Origin of the sequence: Luteimonas endophytica (genome assembly GCF_029887875.1) — a bacterium.
Classification (GTDB): Bacteria; Pseudomonadota; Gammaproteobacteria; order Xanthomonadales; family Xanthomonadaceae; genus Luteimonas; species Luteimonas endophytica.
In genome coordinates this window covers 228,461-248,984 of sequence record NZ_JARXRM010000043.1, presented here as the reverse complement: position 1 = coordinate 248,984, position 20,524 = coordinate 228,461, and the positions used below count along the sequence as shown (strand labels likewise).

Below are 20,524 nucleotides of genomic sequence, written 5' to 3'. Positions count from 1 at the left end.
GATCAGGTCGCTTTCAGTTCATAGGGGATCTGCTTGAACACCACGCCGAGGGAAGCAAGACGTTCCTCGGACAGGCGCGTGGCCTCACCGTAGACCACCTTGGGTCCTTCATGGGCTGGTATTTCGGACAGCAACCGGAGCGTCAGCACATTGCCGCCGTCAACGCGCTTGTCGCCCAAGATCCCGTTGTAAAGCAGGTAGTAAGCAGTGCCTTCATGGATGCCAAGCAATGGGGTTTCATCCTTTTCCCGTGACCTCCGAGGCTCGCCTGTCTCGATGAACCAAACGTGGGCTGCCAGGTGCGCATAAGGAATGTCCTGGCGGATCTGGTTGTCCACGTCGAACACGGTAGGGCCCAGGCGGTAGAAGTGGAAGCCACCGCCTCCGGTCCACTTGACGGACTTGGAAATACCTCCTTGCTCCCCATCGACCACGGCTTTCAATCTCGGACAACAGAGCGTCTGCGCATGTTCTCCAAGTTCGATACCGATCCAGCGGCGCCCCATCTTGTGAGCCACGGCAGCAGTCGTGCCCGAACCCAAAAAGCTATCCAACACCAAGTCGCCGGGATCCGTAGCCAATTCCAGAATGTGCCTGATCAATCCCTCCGGCTTTGGTGTCGTGAAGGTCGTCTCCTCACCAAAGATCGCCTTTACTTCCGCTTTGGCGGTGCGATTGGATCCAACCAAACCGTGCGGGAATATCGTTTCGGGTGGGCGGCCTTGGCTGGTATCGGCATAGATCCTGTAGTTGGCGGTCCAGCCATTCCTTCCTTTGACCCAATCAATGCGATCCTTCTCCTGCTCCACCTTCTTGGGCCCCCACCGCCAACGGCCTTCACTACCGTCTGGCTTCATGGGCCACACCTCCGTTCCGTCCGGAGCAGTGAGTTTGAAAAACATGCTCGGACGCGCCTCGCGAGTGTCTTCTCCACTCCCCATCGCTCGCAGTGGCTTGGTGTAGTAGCGCCGCCCTTGGTCGTCCACCTGCTTGTAGTGGGCCAGGGCATTGGGGTCTTGAACGCGATGAAGCTTCAGGCGATCAATATCGCGTGCATAAACGAACAGATGATCATGGCGAGATGAGAACAAGGTAGAGTCCATCTTGGGACTGTCGGACTTCTCCCAAATGGCATTAGCGACGAAGTTCTTTCGACCGAGAACTTCATCTGCAACTACCTTGAAGTAGTGCGCCTCACGATCATCGAGCGTTACCCATAGCGATCCGTCGTGACGTAGCAGATCACGAAGATAGATGAGGCGCGGATACATCATCGACAGCCACTTGGCATGCTCCAAGTTGTCGTCATAGTGCTCAAACGCGCTTTTGGTGTTGTATGGCGGGTCAATGAAGATGCATTTGACCGACCCACCGTAATAGGGCAGCAGCGCCTTCAGCGCCGCCAGACTGTCGCCTTCTATCAGCAGATTTTCCGACTCCGGATCCCCATAGCCTAGCTTCGCCACCGGCTCCAGCAATCGATACGGGACAGTACTTGTTTCCTGGACATCTTGCTGGCGATCCAGCCACTCCAACCACGGCATCGCATACCCCCTTCAATCAGTCTCAAGTATGCCGCAGACGGTCCCATTTGGTGAGACTGGAACCGAAATAAAGGGCTGGGTTAGACCCAGCCCCTGGCAGCCATGGAGAGCGGGGCACCGTCGCCAACGATGAAATGGTCAAGGAGACGGATGTTTACCAGCGCCAGGCTGGCCTTCAGGCGGGCTGTCACAGCACGGTCTGCCTGACTCGGTTCAGTGCTGCCAGAAGGGTGGTTGTGGGCCAGGATGACAGCCGCGGAATTGTAGCGGAGTGCTGCCTTGACGACCTCACGCGGATGAACCTCACACCCATCTACCGTGCCCCGGAACAAGTCCTCGATGGCAATGATGCGGTGGCGCGTGTCCAGGAACGCGACGGAGAAGACCTCATGCTGTTGGCCTGCCAGGCGCATCTTCATGATGCGGCCCGCTGCTGCCGGATCCGTTAGTGCATCTCCCCGTTCGAAGCGCTTGGCCAAGATTTCCTCGGCTACTCGAAGGATGTCTTCCTCGGTGCAAGTCCTCTTGAGCTTGTAGTGCGCCAGGGTGGTCTTCTCGTTTGCCATCTTGCTTCTCCCGTCGCGCCGACTTGGCGCTTGTGGGAGCAGATGGGCGGGCCGCCTGGGCACGGATGCACCGCAGGCCGAAACACCGTGGAGGAACCCAACGGGTTTGCAACCGGGCTAGGCCCGCCACAGTGGCCCACAAGAAAGCGCCTGGAGCGATGGGAGTGATTGGCCAAAACGACACCCGGGATCTACTTCGCAGACTGCCGACGAAAGCAGCGCCAGTGGCCGAGCAACTCATGGTCTTGAGGGTCCGCGGCGAGGAACCGGATGATCTTGCGGGTGTCGCCCGCGCTGAAGAAGCAGGCCATCTCTTCAAGCATGATCTCGACGGGTTCCTCGCTCCGCCTTAGTCCCTCTATTTCCGGGGCAATCAAGGAGGAGCATCCAAGTTTGGCGGTTCACACCTCCCTGCCGTTTGTGCCCGGTCAAACCCCGTGAGCCAGCCGTCGGGCGACTGCCGGGCTCATCGGGCTTCCTTCGATCGCACATTCAAGATCGGGTCGACCCGCTTTCAACGCCTAAGAGGTCCGAAGATGCGCGCATTATAATGTGACGCGCATTCCAGATCAGAAAGAAACTTTCCGCGATATTCTGCGATGCCTAGACATCCAGAAAATGACTAATAAACACTATAGGATATTACTTGAACATACAGACGCCGCGGATGACATTTTCTTTGTATGACAGTTACTTGCCCGCGGGTCTCGCGCATAACTAGTCGGTCAAAACCGCCTCCTTTTGACCGCTCCAAACCCAACGCCTAAGGCAACGCTTTACCTGCCTTTGGCAGTCATTTTCGCGGTTGACGGTTTCTCGAGCTGGCCTATCAAAGTTGTAGTTGCCAGCCAGGAGAAAACAGATGAACCGCAAGACCACCACCGATTTAGAGCGCTATATTGACCAGCCCTTCGGGGCCCTACGTCTTGGACGAATGCGAATTGGACCAATCGAGATCCAGGACGTCGAGGTCACGGGGCGAGAGGCGGCCATTAACCTACAAGAGACAATCCACGTCCTGGTCGATCGAGCGCAGCGCCGCCGAGATCGCAAAGACGGCACCCGCCATCCCCACCCGCTGCCCATAGGGTCTCCAGCGCGCCTGCTGTCGGTCGAGGTCGCCGATTACCTTGCCGACATGCAGCGTCGCAGGCTACAGCCACATACCATCAAGGCGGCTGGACGCACCCTGCAGATCCTTACGATGGCCTGTGGCGACATTCCCGTTTCGAGGATCGACCACAAGCACGTCACCACTTTGTGGGATCTCCTGCGCTGGGCACCGCCCAATTTGACCTCCGATGCTACCTACCAAGGCATGACAGCAGAGCAGATCATTGCACTCGGCAAGAGGGCTCGTGTTGCCTGTCCGGCACGCGCTACCTTCGAGCTCCACCATCGGTTCCTGACGACCTTCTTCAACAAGCTGGTCAAGCTTCGAGTCATCGGCTTTTCGCCCATGGATGCATTCGGCGCTATGAAGCGTGATCTGGTCGAAGACCCCAACAAGCCCGAGCGCTTGTTCAGCGATGAAGATCTACAGCGCATCTTCAACCCGGAAGTCTTTGTGCCTTGGGCCATCAAGTTCCCGCACCGCTGGTGGGCTCCTATCCTGGGCCTGTATACGGGTGCGCGCATCAATGAGATCGCACAGCTGAAGGTCGCAGACATCCTGGAAGAGCGTGGCGTGTGGTGCCTGGCTATCCGCAAGACGGTGGACGAAGATCTAGCCCAAAGTAACGGCGAGAAGAGTCGCCAGCGGCTGAAAGGCAAGTCGGCGGTCCGGAAGATCCCCATCCCGCAGCCGGTGCTCGACGCTGGCCTACTGGACTTCCTCGCCGACATGCAGGAGTTCGGCCATCCGCGCCTGTTCCCACACCTGTCTGCGGGCGTGAACCGCACAACTGGAGAGTCGAATGCCCGCTACAGCCAGGGACTGCTCAACCAGTTCGGCGCCTACTTGAAGGATCTTGGTTTCCCTAAGGGCGTGGCGTTCCATGCGTTCCGGCACACGTTGGCCACCGATCTCGACAACCAGGGCGTCCCTGCAGAAGAGGTGGCATTGATCACCGGGCACTCTGTGAGCAAGAGGGTCCCAGTGCTGCAAGACACCTACTACCACCACAAGCCCAACGCGGTGCGTCTGCGCCAGGCCAAAGCGCTCGCGCACTACAAGCCTGCAGTCGAGCTGCCGGTCTACCGGCGGGGGCAGTTCGCCCCGCGGCTAACTCCGGGGGCGAAGGTGTATCCGTAGACTATCGCTCTATATGAATCAATGACTTGTGTTCGTTGTTTTACATTTTTACATAATAACAAGTCAATGACTTGACATTGCCGCCTCCCTGCCCCTAACCTAGATGGCATAGAGGAGGCGACATGGCTGAGAACGAATATCTAGATCTTGGGCACCCCAGGCGCTGGCAGCAGACCAGGGATGCGCTCGACGATCCGGCGTGCACCTCCAGCGACATCGTCTCTGTCGCGTGCGAGGACCTAGAAGGCGTATGTGAAAAGCTGCCTGGCGTCCTTCGTCGCGGTCCGTCCTTGGCTCTGCTACTGAAGCCGGTGCTCGAGTCGCCCTCTAAGGCTCAGGTAGTGCTTTCGCAGTTCACCGAGAAGGGGCTGGCTCAAGTAGTCGAGGCTGCTTGCAAGCTGGCCGGCGGGCGCGGAGTGGCCGCGGTCGCAGATGCGGCCGCCACGCGAATTATCGATCGTCTAATCGACCAGCTCGACCTTCGTGCGGGCCAGTATGATCGCTTCCGTTCCTTCGAGATGCGGCAGCAGCTTCGAGACGAGGCAGCCGAAGCTTTCAGGATCTATCGGGAGCCTTTGCGCAACATCATTGAAGCTTCGCTGCGCGATGGGCCAATCCAGCCCTACAAGCGCCGCATCCCCCTACGGCCCAAGCTCACGCCTCGTCAGGTTACCAACCTGTCGGTAGCAGCGCCGCAACGAGATCCGACTCATGCACGCTAGCTCTGAAACCATCCATGTTCGCTATGCGGACGGCTACTTGGACGTGACGGGCCCAGTATCGCAACGTCTGCAGATCACCGCCCAAGCGATGTTGCTGGAACTCATGGACCATGTGAGTAGCCGATCAGTCGATCTGCTCTGTATCGCCTCTGGGGTCTACACGCTAGACAGGATCTCTAAGCGCAAGGAAACGCTGGCAAACGAGGCTGGAATTAGAACCTTCTCGATTTGCTTCCACGTGGCCGACTGGGACTATTGGCGCCAGCCGGTAGTCATCGAGCGGATCGTGGATGTATTGCACGAGCTAACCGGGGATAACTGGATCATCGAGTTCGCTCATCATCAAAGGCCGCGACGTTCAGCCCATCAGTCGCGAATAGCTTTCCAGAACGCTCCTACGCCCTCGCGCCTAGCTCTATACAGTGGTGGCCTCGACTCGGCCGCGGGCTTGGCCAATCAGCTTCTGGCCGGGCAGCGCGATCTAATGCTGCTTACGGTTGGCCACCAAGCGAGCATCCGGAGACGCTGCAACCGACAAGTGCGGTCAATTATGAGAGCTTTGCCGGGAAGCGGTCCGCTGTATCACGCCTACTTCAGGGTCAATCTTCAGATCCCTGGTCGCATGCGTAAACAGGAGTCATCGCAGCGTGCCCGTGGCTTCTTGTTCTGCTCATCAGCTGCAGTTTTCTGCTTAGCTTTCGATATCAACGAAATCGACATCTATGAGAACGGACAGGGGGCGATCAATCTTCCCTTGAGTTCTGGCGCACTGTCTGGGCGTTTCTCCACGCGAGGGGCTCATCCCGGATTTCTTCGGAAGATGTCTCACCTGGTGTCGGACGCGTTGGAGGCCGATATTCGCTTTAACTTGCCGTTCTTGTGGCGCACGAAAGCGGAGATGGTGGCGCGCTTGGCGAGGGACCCAGCTCTCGAAACGATTGCCCAGCTCTCCCACTCTTGCGTTCACACCTCCTGGCGTGAAGCCGGCGTCAGCCATTGTGGGAAGTGCCCTGCTTGCCTTGAGCGACACCAAGCCTTCTCTTTTTCTGGTGCAAATGATCTCACCAGATACAGCTATGAACGGCTGTGGCGCTCTCAAGATCCCTTGAAGGACGACTACATGCGCTCTTACCTAGACAACGCCAAAGCATGGCAGGCTGGCGATGCTAGAACGCTTCGCCGCCTGAAGGACCATTGTGCACTCTCTGGAATTGACGAACTTCAGATTGGCCGGATTGCCGACTTGTGTCGCCAACACGCCAAGGAAGTCCTGGCCGTCTACGGCGAGCTCCCTCAATCCAGTCCCATTGTCCCGGGCTCTTCCACTGCCCTGAAGGTCGCAGCGTGAACGCCGTCATTGAAAGATTGATCTCCGCACGAAAGGCAGCTGGTGTCTCGCAAGAAGATGCTGCACGAAAGCTAGAGATGAGCCGACCGACCTACATTGCCATCGAGAAGGGCGATCGGGAGGTCAAGCCGAGAGAGCTCATTGCTCTTGCTAGCTTGTTCAAGACCACAGTCAATCATCTTGTTCGCCAACAATCGGCGCCGCCAAGGATCTCACCGCACTTGAGAGCGGAGATTGCTAAGCACCCAAACGCATCCGTGGATGAGGCGATCAACAAGCTTACGAAGTTCGTCGACGACTACCAATTCCTCTTGGAGAAAACTAACGCGCGGCAGATAGATGTATCCATTCCCGAAACTGCGAAGTCACAGATGCCCGTGGACCGACTTGCAGCGCATGCTGCTCAGGATGCCCGCAACCGACTTGGGCTTGGCGAGAGAGAACCCATAGGGAACCTACGCAAGACGTTAGATGAGGTCGGCGTCCATGTGATCGTAGACTCTCTGGATTCAAAACTCGCAGGGCTGTATTCCTTTGTCGAAGGATTTGGATACTGCATCCTAGTGAACCGCAAGCACCCAAGGGAGAGGATGCGCTGGACGGTCGCTCACGAATTTGGGCATTTCCTGCACGACCGCGACAAGCCCGGGATTGATTACTTGCAGGGCCCAGTCCGCAAGCCAACTAGCGAGCGCTTTGCGGATGCCTTCGCTGCTTGCTTCCTTATGCCCGAAGCTGGCGTCAAACGTCAGTTTGACGACGCGATGGCCCGTGCCGGGGACGTCAATGTTGGAGATGTCTGCCGCATTGCTGATTTCTATGGCGTGTCTATGATGGCTATGACGCTGCGACTCGAAGCGCTCGGCTTGGTCCGCAAGGGAACCTGGAACCTTCTAAAATCATCTGGAGTGAAAGTCAGCGACATCAAGCGCGAAGCTGGCATTGCGGAGGGGGTCAAGGTCGAAGAACTTGAAACCTACCCTGAGCGGTATATTCTACTTGCCATCCAGGCATGGACTTCTGAAGTGATCAGCACGAGTCAATTCGCGTCGCTGGTGGGGCGCTCCCCGATAGAGGCCCGAGAGCTTGCTGCAAAGCGCTCCAGCTCCGTAGTTGAATGCGGAGAGGCGCTGGAAGAAATCAGCCTGCGCTTGAGCGACTCGGTGCTCGAACGAGCACGCACCACGGAATGACGCAGCGTGTTCTAGACTGCTGCACGCTCATCAACCTCTATTGCGGGTGGGACGGCATCCACAACTTGCACCATTTCGGCGATGAGTGGTGCATAGGAGCACGGGCGCTAGCTGAAGCCAGGTATGTCAGGGCGTATGGTCGAGACGGATCGGTGGCCAGTCGCACCATCGACGCAGCACATCTGAAGCTCCACTATCCCTTGAAGGAACTCACGATCGACTCGGACGACGAGGCCGAGATGCTCATCAGGTCGGCAGCACTTCTGGACGATGGCGAAGCTGAGGGTCTGGTTCTGGCCGCATTGAGAGGTTGTTGTTTCTGCAGTGACGATGCTGTTGTCCATCGCGCCGCTCGAGATCTCGGATTGACGGTCAAGATCCTTTCTACCCCCGAGATCTTGCTGTTATGGGCTGGGAACGACGACGACCGTCTACATCAGTTGCCGGGCATAGTTGCGCGCATATCTGAACTTGCAAGGTTCACGCCCCACAAAAACAGTCAGCATTTGGCTTGGTGGAGGCGCCACTTGGCAGCTGCAAAGAACACTTGAGGCATGCTCTTCACTCTGGCCAGCTTTGTCGTTAGTCGGTCACCGGCGCGATGCCAAGCATGATCCCATAAGGCTTCTCACATTTCTTGCACTGCCAACGTGCGCCAGCTCTCACCTGGTGCTCCCAGAGCACAAAGCGCGCTTCACAGCCCACAGTTGGACAAGAAAGGTCGCACACTCTTGGTTTGAACGTGACCTCGCGGTTTTCTTGAAGGATGACGTCATACTCCGCCTTGCAGTGAAAGCATTTCGCGCGGAGCTGATAAAACTCTCGTGGCATTCTCCGCCGCACACGTGCACCGCACTCAGCACAGTCGCAGCTTGCGAACTCGCCAACAGTAAAGTTCCATATGGGCGATGACAGCGCTTTTGCCAAAGCAGCAGCCGAGTCGTTGCATCGAGCCCTCATCTTCTCGGTGCTGTGATTCTTTCCGGCCTCCATCTGCAGCATTGTCGGCATGTGAAGTATCGAGCCAACGGCATCATAGGACTGCTTTAGATCAGAAAGACCAAATACAGTCTCAGCACCCATCGCATGCATCCGCTCGGGTTGGCCGCCCGGGTAAGGCTCTTCTCCGACATGCAACGAGTAGTTTCGATCGGCGTCGGGATCAATCTCCAATAGAAGCTTCATGACCTGCCTGGGCTGCCACTTTCCCCACTCCTCTGGTGGAATTTCCTTCTTGTAAGCCTGGGCGCGATCGTATGTCAGCGCTTCCATACACAGCCGGAGTTCCAGGGCCGCGTATCGCAGCACGTCGTCGTCATCCTCGGCAAGCAAGCTTTGTGCTCGCTCAAGAGATTGGCGCGCCAGCTGCCGGTAGTTGACCTTGCTCATCTCGCATCCACCATCGTCCAAGAGCGTCGCGGATCAACCTGAAATCACGCCATCAAAACCCCGCCTCGCTAGACGTTGCTAGAAGCCAGCGTAAGGAAGTCTTGGTTGGCCTCTAAGGATCCACCCTCCAGAAGGCCGTTGACCCGATCCTCAATGAGCGCCCGGAGCTGCGCGCTTGTGCTGCGATAGCCCAGCTGTCGCGAGATGTGCAGCACCAACTCGTCAACGGTGGCCCCTAGGTTCCTCTGCACGATCGTGGTGATCGCTTTGTCGATCTCTTGTGGTGGCAGATAGTCGGGACGCCTCAGGGTGAGCGATGCCACCTCCGTGCGATCTCGGACCTTGACTTCTTGATCGGGAAGGGACAGAAAGGACGAGTGCGATCGCTCGATGATCCGCCGGCCAAGTGCCGTTGCGACGCCGGCACTGACTGCCGCCTGGATCCGGCCTCCGGCGCGCTGCAGACCCCACAGAGTCCTAACCCGGGCCACGACCTCGTCCTGGTGCACCGGGCCTTCGACTTGAACAATGTCCCGGACGATCTCAGCCATGATGCCGGCCGGCACCATATGGAGTTCATACTTGCTTCTGGGCACCTGGATCGACGCTTCTTCATAGAGAACAGCATCGGCCTCGTCATCGGCCTCCGTCAGGCCCACGTCGACGAACTCGCCGCGCTCCACTGCATAGATATCGACCGGAACCGCACGCCGTGGCTCAGGGGAGATGACTTCCTCTTCCGAGTGCTCGATTGCGTTCTTGATAGCATCCAGGAGCTTCTCCAACTCGCTTTGAGGGCGCTGAAACCAGTCTGCACTCCATATCCGATAGATCGTCCAGCCCTTGTCGCGCAGCGCAGCCTCGCGCAGGCGATCCCGGTCTCGGGCACTCCGAGAGTCTCGATACCATTCGCCATCGCACTCGACTCCCAGCACATAGCGTCCAGGCTGCTCCGGGTCTGCGATGGCGATGTCGACGAAAAGACCCGCGATACCGACGTCGGTGTGCACGTCGATGCCTTGCGATCTAAGGGCTGTCGCAACTTCTTCCTTGAACACACCTTGGCTCTGCGAGCTTTTCTCCCGCGCGATCGAGAGGTTCCCTGTTCTTGCATAGTGAAGAAACAGCTTGAACGCCGCCGTGCCACGACCCTTGGCGCGTTCAACGTCGATATCTTCATCAGTGATCGACGAGAAAATCTCGCACCGGCTCTTGGCGCGGCTGATTAGCACGTTCAAGCGCCGCTCGCCGCCGTCCTTGTTGAGGGGTCCAAAGGTCATCGTCATGTGGTTGTGCGCGTCACGCCCGTAGCCGACAGAAATGAAGATGACATCGCGCTCGTCGCCTTGGATGTTCTCCAGGCTCTTGACGAAGAATGGCTCCTCGGCCGGGCCACTGAAGAACCCTTCCGTCTCCGGGTGCTGGCGCCTCAAAAGCTCCAGGTGATCGATGATGGCGCGCCGCTGTTGAGCCGAGAACGTCGCTACGCCCAGAGACAGGTTCGGGGTCCGGCTTGCGTGCTCGATGACCGCCAGGGCAACTGCCTTGGCCTCTTCTGGATTGGTCCTGGTGTTGCCGCGGTCGTAGACGGCGTTGGGCAGATGGTTGAAGCGCAATCCAATCCCGGCCTCGCTCGTGTAGGGGCTGGGCACGATGACCAGCTTGTTCTCGTAGAACTGGCTGTTGGAGACGGCGATTAGCGACTGGTGGCGGCTGCGATAGTGCCAACGCAGCATCCGCTCAGGCAGGCCGCGAGCACGACAAAGCCCCAACACACTTTCAATGTCGGCAGCCCTAGCACCCTCCTCGTCCTTGCCCCCGTCATCGCCCAAAACCTTCTCAAAGAAGCGAGTCGGCGGAAGCTGCTTCTCGTCACCGACAATGACCAGCTGCTTGGCACGAGCGACCGAGCCAAGGGCATCCACCGGCTGCACCTGGCTCGCCTCATCGACCACGAGCATGTCGAAGTCCAGTGCCCCGGGCGGCAGGAACTGGGCGACCGACAGCGGGCTCATCATGAAAACCGGCTTGAGCAATTGAATCACCGAGGGACACCGCCCCATCAGCTCGCGGATGGGCATGTGCTTGCGACGCTTGACCATCTCGCCCATCAGAACTGCAGTTGGTCCCGTCGCGCCTCCGCGCTGGGGGATCTTGGCATGATGCGATGTCAACACTTGGTGGCGCGCCAGCTGCATGCGCTCCCAATCAAACTTTGCGAAGCGTGCGACCGTCTGCGAATGTTGGTCGCCGTCGAACTTTGATAGCTCGGGATCTCGCTCCGTCATCGCCGCCAGCACCGCTTCATAGTAGGCAAGCTGGAAGGTGCCGATAGCCGCTGCAGCAGGGACCTCCCCCGTGGCCAGCCGTTTGACCAGATCAGATAGGCCTTTTTCCTCCGCTTGTTTAGCACGGCCGACGTAGGCGACCCACTGCGGCAAGCCTTCTGGATTTGCCCTCCACTGCTCGAGGAGTGTGGCCACCGCGGCAAGAGGCGCGTCAGCCGGTCGCGCAGGCACTTCGCTATTTCCTTCAAAGTGCAAGTTATCGAAGATGCCGGCCAGGCTTCGTGCCAGCTGCTTGCCAGCCTCCTCTAGCCCCTTCGCCTCATCGCGCCAGTCCGCTGGGTCATCCACGGAGGCCGCGAGGAACCTAAGCTCCTCGTTCTTATACATCCAGGCTGCAATGGCGTTGAGCGCCTCGATATCCGTGTCGATGCCGGCCCACTGAGGACCAAAAGCAGCTTCACCTCGCCACTGGATCAACTCGAACTTGCGCAACTCCTTTTGTGCCCTGGTGACACGAGAGATGTGGTCCAGAGCACCCTGCACGTCCAGATCTCCCCGGCCGAGTAGCAGCGCACATTGGTCGGCGGCAGCACTCCAGGTAGCGGCCTTCGTTTGCACATCGGTCAGGGGCACCCGCTTGGCGATGGTCTCCTCGCCCCAAGGCTGACGCCCCGACGCGATCAGGAGCTCGCTGAGGGGCAGCAAGTCCGCCTTGAGCTCATCAATAAATGGGCGAATTCGCTTCGCCAACTCAGCAGCCAGGGTCCGGTCGGCAACGTCTGCAAGGCGCTCCCGAACGCCAGCTCCCAATGGGCGGAGTGAGCGCATCCAGGAGACCACGCCCCGCAGGAAAGCGGTCTCCGAGCGCTCGCGCTGCCACTCGCTGCCAAAGGCCTCAGTTCCCTCACGGTCGCGGAAGGCGATCTTGCGCTGGGCAGCCTGGGCACTTGTGAGCTCATCCAGGCGGGTGAGCACCTCGTCAGCCGGCATCTTGGGGGAGACAAGCTGCGCACGCACCTGGCGGTTGGCTTGGCGCCACTTGCCGTTGAAGAACCGCAACCAGCTTCCGCTCAGCGCGGCCAGATGCCCCCGGGCCTCGTCGAGCTCCTGGTCCCATGCAGCGTCACGGAAGACCCCGGTAAGGTTGGTCTTGGCTCGCTGGACCTGCTCGACCGACTCGATTAGCTCCTCGATCGTATCGACACCGCGTTCCCAGATACTCGCGATCAGTGCATCCCGCCCGATTTGGGGCACGGTGGCCGCCCGCTCGCCCAGAACAGCCAAGTGCATGACGCTTTCGAGCGAAAGCTTCTCCCGCTCGCCCAGCAGCTGTGCTAGACGGGTCGCGTCCGGTAGCAGGCGATTCAAGGTGGATTGCAGGGCCGCCAGCCTGGAGACCTCATCCGCGAGCTTGAAGCCCGCGTCCAGCTCCCCCAGGGTGCTACGGGTCTCGCTCCAGTCTCCATCAAGCGCAGATGGCTCGGAGACCTCGATCGCTTTGGCGCGGTGCGCCTGAGCAACGCTCAGCTGCTCAACTAGGTTATCTACTGCGCCCATCTCTCCCCAGACATCGGCAACGAGCGCATCTGAGCCGATTGCAGGAGCGCCCATCAATGCTTCGGCGCGCTTGATGGCGCGGCTAATGTCATCGAATTGCTTTAGTGGCGAAAGTTCAAGCACCTCCATCACGGCGTCTGCCCCAGCTCGCCACGCACCCAACTCTCTGGCCACAGCGGCCACCGATTGCAGCACGCGCGTCCGATCGTTTGGCGTCATCCCACGAATGCCAACTCCAGTCCACGGATGCTGCGCCGGCAGTCCCATCCCCCCGATGCGCTCGGCAAGATCCCGGAGCAGATCTTCCCTACTGGAGACCTCGTGTGGCACCCATTTGGTGGGGCCCTCTAGCTTCACCTGACGGGTGGTGTGGCCCTCACGGCGCAACCTAACCAGGTGGCCAAAGACCTGGTATGGGGTCAGCCCGGTGTTACCCAGTTCGCGATGCAGACGCTCGGCATGCGCGTTGAGTTCGTCGCGAGCGTCGGTTAGTTGCTCGACGACTGGCTGCCCATCTTGCACAGATGGCCGGCCCAACTCCCAGGTTCTGCGCAGCTCCTCAAGGAGGATGCGCTTGTTGGCTTTGTTGCTATGGAGCTCCAGGCACGCGTCACCGATGCCGATGTTGTCCAAGCGCCGCTTGACGACTTCCAGCGCGGCCATCTTCTCGGCGACGAACAGCACCCGCTTCCCGTCTGCAATCGCGGTTGCGATGATGTTGGCGATCGTCTGGGATTTTCCTGTCCCCGGCGGACCTTGAACAAGAACACTGTTGCCAGCTTGCACGTCATAGACGACCAACGACTGGGAGCTGTCGCAGTCGACAACATGCATCATCTGCTTTGGAGACATGATGGCGTCAATATTGACGTCATCGTCGGATAGCGATGCCCCGGGGAAGCCGTCGGAAACCACCCCTCGCAGCGTGGGAATAGATTCAAACCCACCTAGTGTCTGCCACTGCTCCGGGTCCAGGTCGCGATACATCATGAACTTCGCAAACGAGAACAAGCCAAGCACCGCGTGATCGGCCACGACGCCCCAGTTGGGCCGCTCCCGGACCAGCTCGCCAACTTGCTCGAAGTAGCTATCGACATCCAGCGCTTCGAAATCGCCGATGTCGGGAAGCTTCATCCCGAATTGACGATGTAGATACAGCTGTAGCGACAGGTTCGACTCGATGTCGTCGCCCGACCAGCGCAGGTGGAACTTCTCTCCAGCGTTGCTGCGTTCCAAACGGACCGGCACCAGGATTAGCGGCGCGAAGCGATCATCGTTGGGAGTTGTCGGCGCTCTCCACTTCAGGAAGCCCACTGCCAGGAAGAGCACGTTCACGCCCTGCTCTTCTTCCAGTGTCTTGGAGTCGATATACAAATCCAGCAGGCGCTTCTGCAGACCTGCCGAGGTCATCCGGGTTTGGAGGTGCCCGTCCCAATGAGTAGCAACACGGCCCCTCTCATCAAGCTCGACTTCGGGCTGTTCCACAAGCTCAGGATCGGGCGCATCTTCTTGATCCGCTTCGATCGCCGCCGAGAAGTCTTCAGTGGGTGGCCCCGCCTCCACCGGGTCGGGCCGGCCTGGCGCGAAGGTGAAGCGCTTCCCATCGATGACCAGGGTCTGGTAGATGGCCTTCGCCAGCTCGTCGACCACCTCGACGATCTTGGCGCGGCCAGAGCGTGGCGTATGCAGGAGCCGATTTCGCGTCGATAGATCCAGCAGCTCAAGCCTGGCTTGCTCGATCTTCTCCTGCAGCGAACCTGCAGCGCGGAAAGGCGACGCCTCTGACGTCACCGCGGATGTTGCCTCCGGCATTTCTCACCCCCTTGGGCGCGTCCTCGCAGCCCGGGCTTGGCTCACGCGCCGCCCCCGGCAGTATAGTGCAGCTAACGGTCGTCGGATTCCAACCAGGCCAGGGGGCCGCCGCCAGGCGGAATGCGGGATGAAAGGGCTCAAGACCAGCGAGATCCACTGGGTCGTCAATTCCTACATCGGTGTTTCCGAGGGCTACCTTGGGGACTTCAGCTACCGCACACACCGGGAGTTCTACCCCGCTCACTGCGACCTGGAGATCGACGCAGACAGCTCTCCTGGCAGAACCACCCGCGAGAAGTTCCTAGCAATCCTGAGTTCCGCCCAGCCCCGGGACCAAGCGGCGATCCTGCGAGGGATTGCCCACAAGTATCCAGTTGGTAGCGATAGGCTTCGGACGGAAGAGAGCTACAAGACGCTCCTGAGCTTGGCCAAGCGCTGCACTGAGTCGGCCGCTGTTGACACTCCCACGCCGGCGCTGGCGAGTGAGCTCGTCCATCATGCCCTTCAGGATGCGGCTACTCTCCTGGAGCAGCGTGGCCCGGTGAGTGCACTCGATCGTGTGCATACCGCTCTACATGCCTACTTGAAGGCGGCATGCTTACGTTGCGGTATTGAGACAGTCGAACAGGCCACGATGACGAGCCTCCTCAAGCAACTCCGCCAGCAGCACCCGTGCTTCCAGGATGGCGGGCAGCATAACGAGGCTGTTGCGCGCATCTTGCAGTCCCTGAGCAACGTCGTGGACTCTCTAAACCCCCTGCGCAACCAAGGAAGCCTGGCACATCCAAACAGCCGGCTCGCCACTCACGATGAAGCGGTGCTCGCGATCAATGCCACCCGCACCGTGATCCAGTATCTGGATGCAAAGCTGTCTAAGGAGCCCTAGCAGGTATAACTAGATTGATACGAAGCTCCTCTCCCTGCCCGGACAATGACCCACCACCCATGGCCCCGAACTTCCCAGAGAACCAACAGACTGGCGCCGTCACCGAGGATGAGGTCAGCCTTCTATTCATGAAGTGGGGCTGGACGGTCGGTCGCGACCGGCTCGATACAGGCTACGACCTCTGCGTTGAGCCAGAGACTTCCCACTACGGGGGCGCTCGCTTCCTTGTGCAAGTGAAAGGGACCACGCAGAAGAGAAAATCAGCGAGTCTTGTGGCTCCAGTGGGCAGAGCAAGATTGCGCCAATACGTGCGAAACCCGCACCCCGTCTTTTTGGTTCGCGCGACACCAGACGGCCATCTCTACTGGATCCATGTCCAACAATGGGCCAAAACGAATTCGCATCGCCTCTCAGGTGAAGGAGTTGCTCATGTCCGCATGAGTTCAGATTACACCCTAGCCGACCGTGACCAGTTCGAGGTTTATCTTCAACAGGTCCTATCACCGCCTAGCTCGCGTCCCGGGGCCCTGGGGACCTTGGCGGAAGAACGTGCGAACTATCTAAACGCGCTTGACCCCAGACTGCGCGTCCGGGTGAACGTTCGAGATGGGGCGGAAGAACACCGCCTCTTTGCAAACTCAGAGAACGTAGAAGCTCACTTTTCATTCCAACCTAGAGCGCTGCCGGAGAACCTCTCCCGCCTAGACGAAGCGCTGAACTTTGGACTTCCGCGAAGCATCCAGGTCGACAACTTCCAGATGAGCGGGTCTCCAATGTATACCGCACTTGGGGTCGATCGCCCCCATACCGGCACGCTTACTATCGAAGCAGAGCCTCGGCCCGCGTGGGTGCGCATCTATCCGGGGCGAGAATACTCAATTACGGCGCAGGAGCTCGCACTTCCAGCCGACTTCTATCTCGGGCGAACTGGAATCGCAGTCTCGAACGAGGCGCGCAACAATGTATTTCGAATCGATGTGCGTCTCGAAGCATTGAACGGCGGTCTGGCTGGTGGATCAACGCTCTTCATCTGCGAGAAAAGACTAACCGCCGCGCCAATCCAACAGTTCAAGGAACTCGGTGACGCGAGCGAGTGGGCCGACCAAGCGTATCAACAGAAAATGATGTTCTTCGAGCTCGCCGTCGATGGCAAAAGAAGTAGGCTGTGGCCACAGGAAGTAAGCAACGAGATGTTGGGCTGGCTGCACCACATCAAACTGTTGGCTCGGATCCACGCCATAGCAAGATTTTTGAACCTGGACTATAGCCTTCCGTTCGGCTATCAGATCAGTCAAGAAGAGGCCAATGAGATCGAGTTCGCCTATGAGCTTTTGCGAGGCCATCGCGTTTCTGGCGGAAGTGTTTCAATTCTGATTGAGGATGCCGCTTCTCTGGCTCCTAGCAAGACTCCGCAAGGACTAGTGGCTACGACAAACATCGTCATGACGTTGTCTGGGCAGGATTTCGGAATTCTTCCGGTCGAGATCGACATGCCAGGCTACGTCATCGAGCGAATCCCTGATACAAACAACTTTCGCGTCCACCATCCCGAGGCTGCGGATGCCTGGGTCATCTATAAGCCGGATGCACCAATGGACGGACTCATTCGCCGGAAGCCCGCCTAGCCTTCTCGCCGATCCAGAGGCATGAGATGCTACGCAAGCATAGCCGCCTCAACGTCGCGGCTTCGATTGGTTGGCAAGGATGACGATCACCTATCCCATGGCCTGGGCCCCCTCTCGTCCAGGCAAGGTTCTCACCCGATCAAGCAGTTGGCGCTTTGCGCTAACTGGGAGCACCTTCACCCTTCAACGCCCTGGGGAGCCAATCGTTACGGGGCACCTGGTTGACCTGAGTCAGATAGGTCTAGTTCAGGGCAACTTTTGGACGTCATGTCGGTTCGTGCTCGCCGATGATCGTGAGCTCGTGCTCGACGGCATACCTAATGCGCGCGCAGTGCATATGCAGGACGCCGTCGAGCGAGCCACCGCTCGCGCGATCAACGCATCGCTATCGCCGAAGTTCTTAGCGCTCTTCACTGAGTGGTTCGAAAAATCTCGAGACCTGGTAGCGCCGAGCTCTTCCCAGTGGGCGGATACCTCGAAAGTGCTTGCCGCGCTCGCGGCCAATGGACCTCCTCCCTCCCCTATTGCGGGCAAGTCGCTTCATCAGGTCTTGTCCCACCAGTCCTTCACACCTCCGCCTCATATCGATGAGGAACTGCTAAGGGGCTTGAGAAGCCCGGAGGAAGCACTCCTCGCTCAACTGGAGCGAGCGGATCGAGCCCTATTCTCGGTCAAGCTTAGGCAGTGGGCGCTTGAAGCCGAGGCAGAAGCCACCTCCGAAGGAACACGCTGGTGGTCTCAGTCGGCAAGCAAGCGGGCACTGCAGCGCTGCCCGGCGCCGCACCACCCGGTGTATGGATGGATGGACGTCGAAGAAGCAGACGGCGCCAAGTCGCCCCTTGAGTTCCTCGCCATCCAAAGAGGCCGCTTCAACGCTAGCCACTGTGAGCAGGTGCAGCAGGAGCTCAATCACTTCTTCGCCACAGTGGAGAAGAGCCCGCTGACCCCAGAGCAGATCGACGCCGTGGTCTGCTTTGACGACCATGAGCTAGTGATCGCCGCGGCAGGGTCTGGCAAGACGTCGACGATGGTTGCCAAGGCCGGCTATGCCCTACAGCGCGGGATCTGCGCCCCGGAGCAGATCCTGCTTCTTGCATTCAACACCGATGCCTCCACGGAGCTCGACGAGCGCGTCAAGGCAAGGCTTTCCCTTACGCCCGGTATCGATAAGGTCACGGCCAAGACGTTCCACTCCTTTGGCAAGGAAGTCATACGCCTTGCGACGGGGAAGAAGCCCACCCTCGCTCCCTGGATGGAGCATTCGGGACAGGACGTCCACCAGATGGTCGACATTGCTGAGACGCTTTGCGCCAGCGATGCGGAATTTGCTTCTGCCTGGGAGTCCTTTCGACTGGTGTTTGCGCAGGACATCGGACGCTGGGATCTGCCGGACGAACCCGAAGACTGGGACAGTGCGACTGGCACGCGGGGCTATCGAACTGCGCAAGGCGAGGTCGTCAAGAGCAAGGAAGAGCGCACCATCGCAGACTGGCTCTTCTACCACGGCATCAACTACAGCTACGAGACGCCCTATAAGCATCCTACGGCTGACATCGACCATCGGCAGTATCTGCCCGACTTCTATTTCCCAGACATTGATCTTTACTATGAGCATTTCGCACTGGATGCTCGAGGCAAGGCGCCGAAGCACTTCGAGGCTGGCTACGAGGCCAGCGCAAAATGGAAGCGGGAGCTACATGTCCGCAATGGCACACAGCTGATTGAAACGACCTCGCACGAGCTTCGCAGTGGCGTTGCACTCAACAAGCTCATCACCATCTTGAGAGAACGCGGCCTAAAGCCGCACCTCGACCCGACGCGCAGACCCGACCAAAAGCCCCAGATCGAAGGCCGAGCGCTCGCCCGCTCCTTTCGAACCTTTCAGCAGCATGCCAAAGCGAACCGGCTTACCTATGCGGACCTGGAACAGGCCATTGAGCGCCAGGGAAAGCATGGGTTCGAAGCACGGCTGCGACTGTATCTGACGATCTATCGGCGCCTCGCCGATGAGTGGGAGCGGCGACTCAACGCCGGCGGCTACATTGACTTCGACGACATGCTCAACCAAGCCGCAGATCTGTTGGAGGCCGGCAAGTTCGACAGCCCTTACCTGGTCGTGCTGGCCGACGAGTTCCAGGATAGCTCTAACTCGCGCGCACGCCTGCTTCGCGGATTGATACGGTCGGCCAAAGGCGCCTCTCACCTTTGTGTGGTGGGGGACGATTGGCAAGCAATCAACCGCTTTGCAGGGGCCGATATCTCCATCATGTCGCACTTCGAGCAGTGGTTCGCGGAGCCGGAGCGACGCATGCTGACTACGACGTTCCGTTGCCCGCAAGATCTTTGCGACGCCAGTAGCGAGTTCGTGTGCGCAAACCGAGCGCAGATCTCCAAGAAGGTGCGCACGACAAACCAGCGGACGGGGCCCTCGATCCTGGTGTTCTCAGCCGAGACAAAGGATCAGCTTCCTACGCTGGTCTATGAAAAGCTGAAAGAACTGGTTCGGCGGCTCAGTCAGCCCGGAAGCTGGCCCTTGGATCGCAAGCCAACGATCATGTTGCTCAATCGCTATCGGCAGCGCGACCGGCCGGCTGGTCTAAGCCACTGGGCGGCTGAGTTCTCTCCCTGGATCGATCTCTCCTATGACACAGTCCACAAGTCCAAGGGCCTAGAGGCCGACTACGTCTTTCTGCTGAACCTGGTCGAGGGAACGATGGGGTTCCCATGCAAGATCGAGGACGACCCGGTGCTGGCATTGGCCATGCCAGAGACGGATCCGTTTCCCTTTGCTGAGGAACGCCGGCTCTTTTACGTGGCTCTGACACGAGCCCGCCAGGAGGCATGGCTGTTCACCACCAAGACGACTCCGTCGCAGTTCCTGGTTGAGCTGCACAAGCGAGGCAAGCTAGCGACACCAGAGGACGAGGGTAGCTGGGAGATGCCCAAGCCTTGCCCTACGTGTGGAAAGGGCATCGTCGTGGTCAAAGATGGGCCCTACGGTGCCTTTCACAGCTGCAGCCGTTTCCCGAGATGCGACTTTAAAGAGGGCCTGAAGCCTAACCAGGCGGGCGCACGGCCATGCCCCCAGTGCAAGGAAGGCCGGGTCGTGAGAAAAACGGGAAAGTTCGGGCCGTTCCTGGGGTGCAGTCGCTACAAGCAAGGCTGCCGATGGAGGGAGAGCCTTCCTGGTCGCCCGAAGGGACGCGGCGGGCGGGCGCGGCGGTAGAGCCCCTCGACCACTCCCGCAGCCACCCTGGTTTCACACCTAGCTGCAGAACGCCTAAGGACTCCGGCGCGCCATCATCGGCTATCCGGAGGTCGAAGCGCTCGCAGCTGCGCA

Annotated in this window: 12 protein-coding genes and 1 pseudogene; 8 read left to right on the top strand and 5 right to left on the bottom strand. The window is 59.1% G+C overall.

Annotated features, from left to right (window positions below; all coding sequences use genetic code 11):
* Window positions 1-2: 2 nt before the first annotated feature.
* The 3 genes and pseudogenes from QFW77_RS14610 to QFW77_RS14600 form a co-directional block, all read right to left on the bottom strand.
* Window positions 3-1,544, bottom strand: a complete 1,542-nt coding sequence (locus tag QFW77_RS14610; RefSeq protein ID WP_280575506.1) for a site-specific DNA-methyltransferase — start codon at window positions 1,542-1,544, stop codon at window positions 3-5.
* 80 nt (window positions 1,545-1,624) lie between these two features.
* A pseudogene (radC, locus tag QFW77_RS14605) lies at window positions 1,625-2,023 on the bottom strand (RadC family protein); the annotation flags it as partial.
* A gap of 278 nt (window positions 2,024-2,301) precedes the next feature.
* Complete coding sequence (locus tag QFW77_RS14600) at window positions 2,302-2,433, bottom strand: hypothetical protein (protein WP_280575504.1); 132 nt, start codon at window positions 2,431-2,433, stop codon at window positions 2,302-2,304.
* A gap of 539 nt (window positions 2,434-2,972) precedes the next feature.
* Here QFW77_RS14600 and QFW77_RS14595 point away from each other — a divergent pair.
* The 5 genes from QFW77_RS14595 (at window position 2,973) to QFW77_RS14575 (ending at window position 8,178) form a co-directional block, all read left to right on the top strand.
* The gene (locus QFW77_RS14595) at window positions 2,973-4,364 is read left to right on the top strand and encodes a site-specific integrase (RefSeq protein ID WP_280575503.1); all 1,392 of its coding nucleotides are present in this window, start codon (window positions 2,973-2,975) and stop codon (window positions 4,362-4,364) included.
* A gap of 122 nt (window positions 4,365-4,486) precedes the next feature.
* A complete protein-coding gene (locus QFW77_RS14590; protein ID WP_280575502.1) occupies window positions 4,487-5,086 on the top strand; it encodes a hypothetical protein in 600 nt (199 codons plus the stop codon).
* On the top strand, window positions 5,076-6,434 hold the full coding sequence (locus QFW77_RS14585; RefSeq protein ID WP_280575501.1) for a 7-cyano-7-deazaguanine synthase: 1,359 nt from the start codon (window positions 5,076-5,078) through the stop codon (window positions 6,432-6,434). The genes QFW77_RS14590 and QFW77_RS14585 overlap by 11 nt, the downstream gene beginning before the upstream one ends.
* A complete protein-coding gene (locus tag QFW77_RS14580) occupies window positions 6,431-7,627 on the top strand; it encodes an ImmA/IrrE family metallo-endopeptidase (RefSeq protein WP_280575500.1) in 1,197 nt (398 codons plus the stop codon). Before QFW77_RS14585 ends, QFW77_RS14580 begins: the two co-directional genes overlap by 4 nt.
* 152 nt (window positions 7,628-7,779) lie before the next feature.
* The gene (locus QFW77_RS14575; RefSeq protein WP_280575499.1) at window positions 7,780-8,178 is read left to right on the top strand and encodes a hypothetical protein; all 399 of its coding nucleotides are present in this window, start codon (window positions 7,780-7,782) and stop codon (window positions 8,176-8,178) included.
* 31 nt (window positions 8,179-8,209) lie between these two features.
* Here QFW77_RS14575 and QFW77_RS14570 read toward each other — a convergent pair whose 3' ends face one another.
* Window positions 8,210-9,016, bottom strand: a complete 807-nt coding sequence (locus QFW77_RS14570; RefSeq protein WP_280575497.1) for a hypothetical protein — start codon at window positions 9,014-9,016, stop codon at window positions 8,210-8,212.
* 68 nt (window positions 9,017-9,084) lie between these two features.
* Entirely contained in the window at window positions 9,085-14,673 is a 5,589-nt protein-coding gene (locus QFW77_RS14565; RefSeq protein WP_280575496.1) for a DUF3320 domain-containing protein, read from the bottom strand.
* A gap of 127 nt (window positions 14,674-14,800) precedes the next feature.
* Between QFW77_RS14565 and QFW77_RS14560 the strand changes: the two genes are divergently transcribed.
* From QFW77_RS14560 to QFW77_RS14550, 3 genes are all read left to right on the top strand, one after another.
* Window positions 14,801-15,559, top strand: coding sequence for an abortive infection family protein (locus QFW77_RS14560; protein ID WP_280575495.1), 759 nt, complete (start codon window positions 14,801-14,803; stop codon window positions 15,557-15,559).
* Between the two features lie 59 nt (window positions 15,560-15,618).
* Window positions 15,619-17,184 (top strand): DUF4365 domain-containing protein, encoded by a 1,566-nt coding sequence (locus QFW77_RS14555; RefSeq protein ID WP_280575494.1) that lies wholly within the window; start codon window positions 15,619-15,621, stop codon window positions 17,182-17,184.
* A 277-nt stretch (window positions 17,185-17,461) separates the two neighbouring features.
* The gene (locus QFW77_RS14550; protein ID WP_331487961.1) at window positions 17,462-20,410 is read left to right on the top strand and encodes a UvrD-helicase domain-containing protein; all 2,949 of its coding nucleotides are present in this window, start codon (window positions 17,462-17,464) and stop codon (window positions 20,408-20,410) included.
* The last annotated feature ends 114 nt before the right edge of the window (window positions 20,411-20,524 follow it).

Coding starts and splice junctions, on each gene's coding strand:
- QFW77_RS14610 (WP_280575506.1), bottom strand. CDS start 1,544: ATGCCGTGGTTGGAGTGGCTGGATCGCCAGCAAGATGTCCAGGAAACA.
- QFW77_RS14600 (WP_280575504.1), bottom strand. CDS start 2,433: ATGCTTGAAGAGATGGCCTGCTTCTTCAGCGCGGGCGACACCCGCAAG.
- QFW77_RS14595 (WP_280575503.1), top strand. CDS start 2,973: ATGAACCGCAAGACCACCACCGATTTAGAGCGCTATATTGACCAGCCC.
- QFW77_RS14590 (WP_280575502.1), top strand. CDS start 4,487: ATGGCTGAGAACGAATATCTAGATCTTGGGCACCCCAGGCGCTGGCAG.
- QFW77_RS14585 (WP_280575501.1), top strand. CDS start 5,076: ATGCACGCTAGCTCTGAAACCATCCATGTTCGCTATGCGGACGGCTAC.
- QFW77_RS14570 (WP_280575497.1), bottom strand. CDS start 9,016: ATGAGCAAGGTCAACTACCGGCAGCTGGCGCGCCAATCTCTTGAGCGA.
- QFW77_RS14565 (WP_280575496.1), bottom strand. CDS start 14,673: ATGCCGGAGGCAACATCCGCGGTGACGTCAGAGGCGTCGCCTTTCCGC.
- QFW77_RS14560 (WP_280575495.1), top strand. CDS start 14,801: ATGAAAGGGCTCAAGACCAGCGAGATCCACTGGGTCGTCAATTCCTAC.
- QFW77_RS14555 (WP_280575494.1), top strand. CDS start 15,619: ATGGCCCCGAACTTCCCAGAGAACCAACAGACTGGCGCCGTCACCGAG.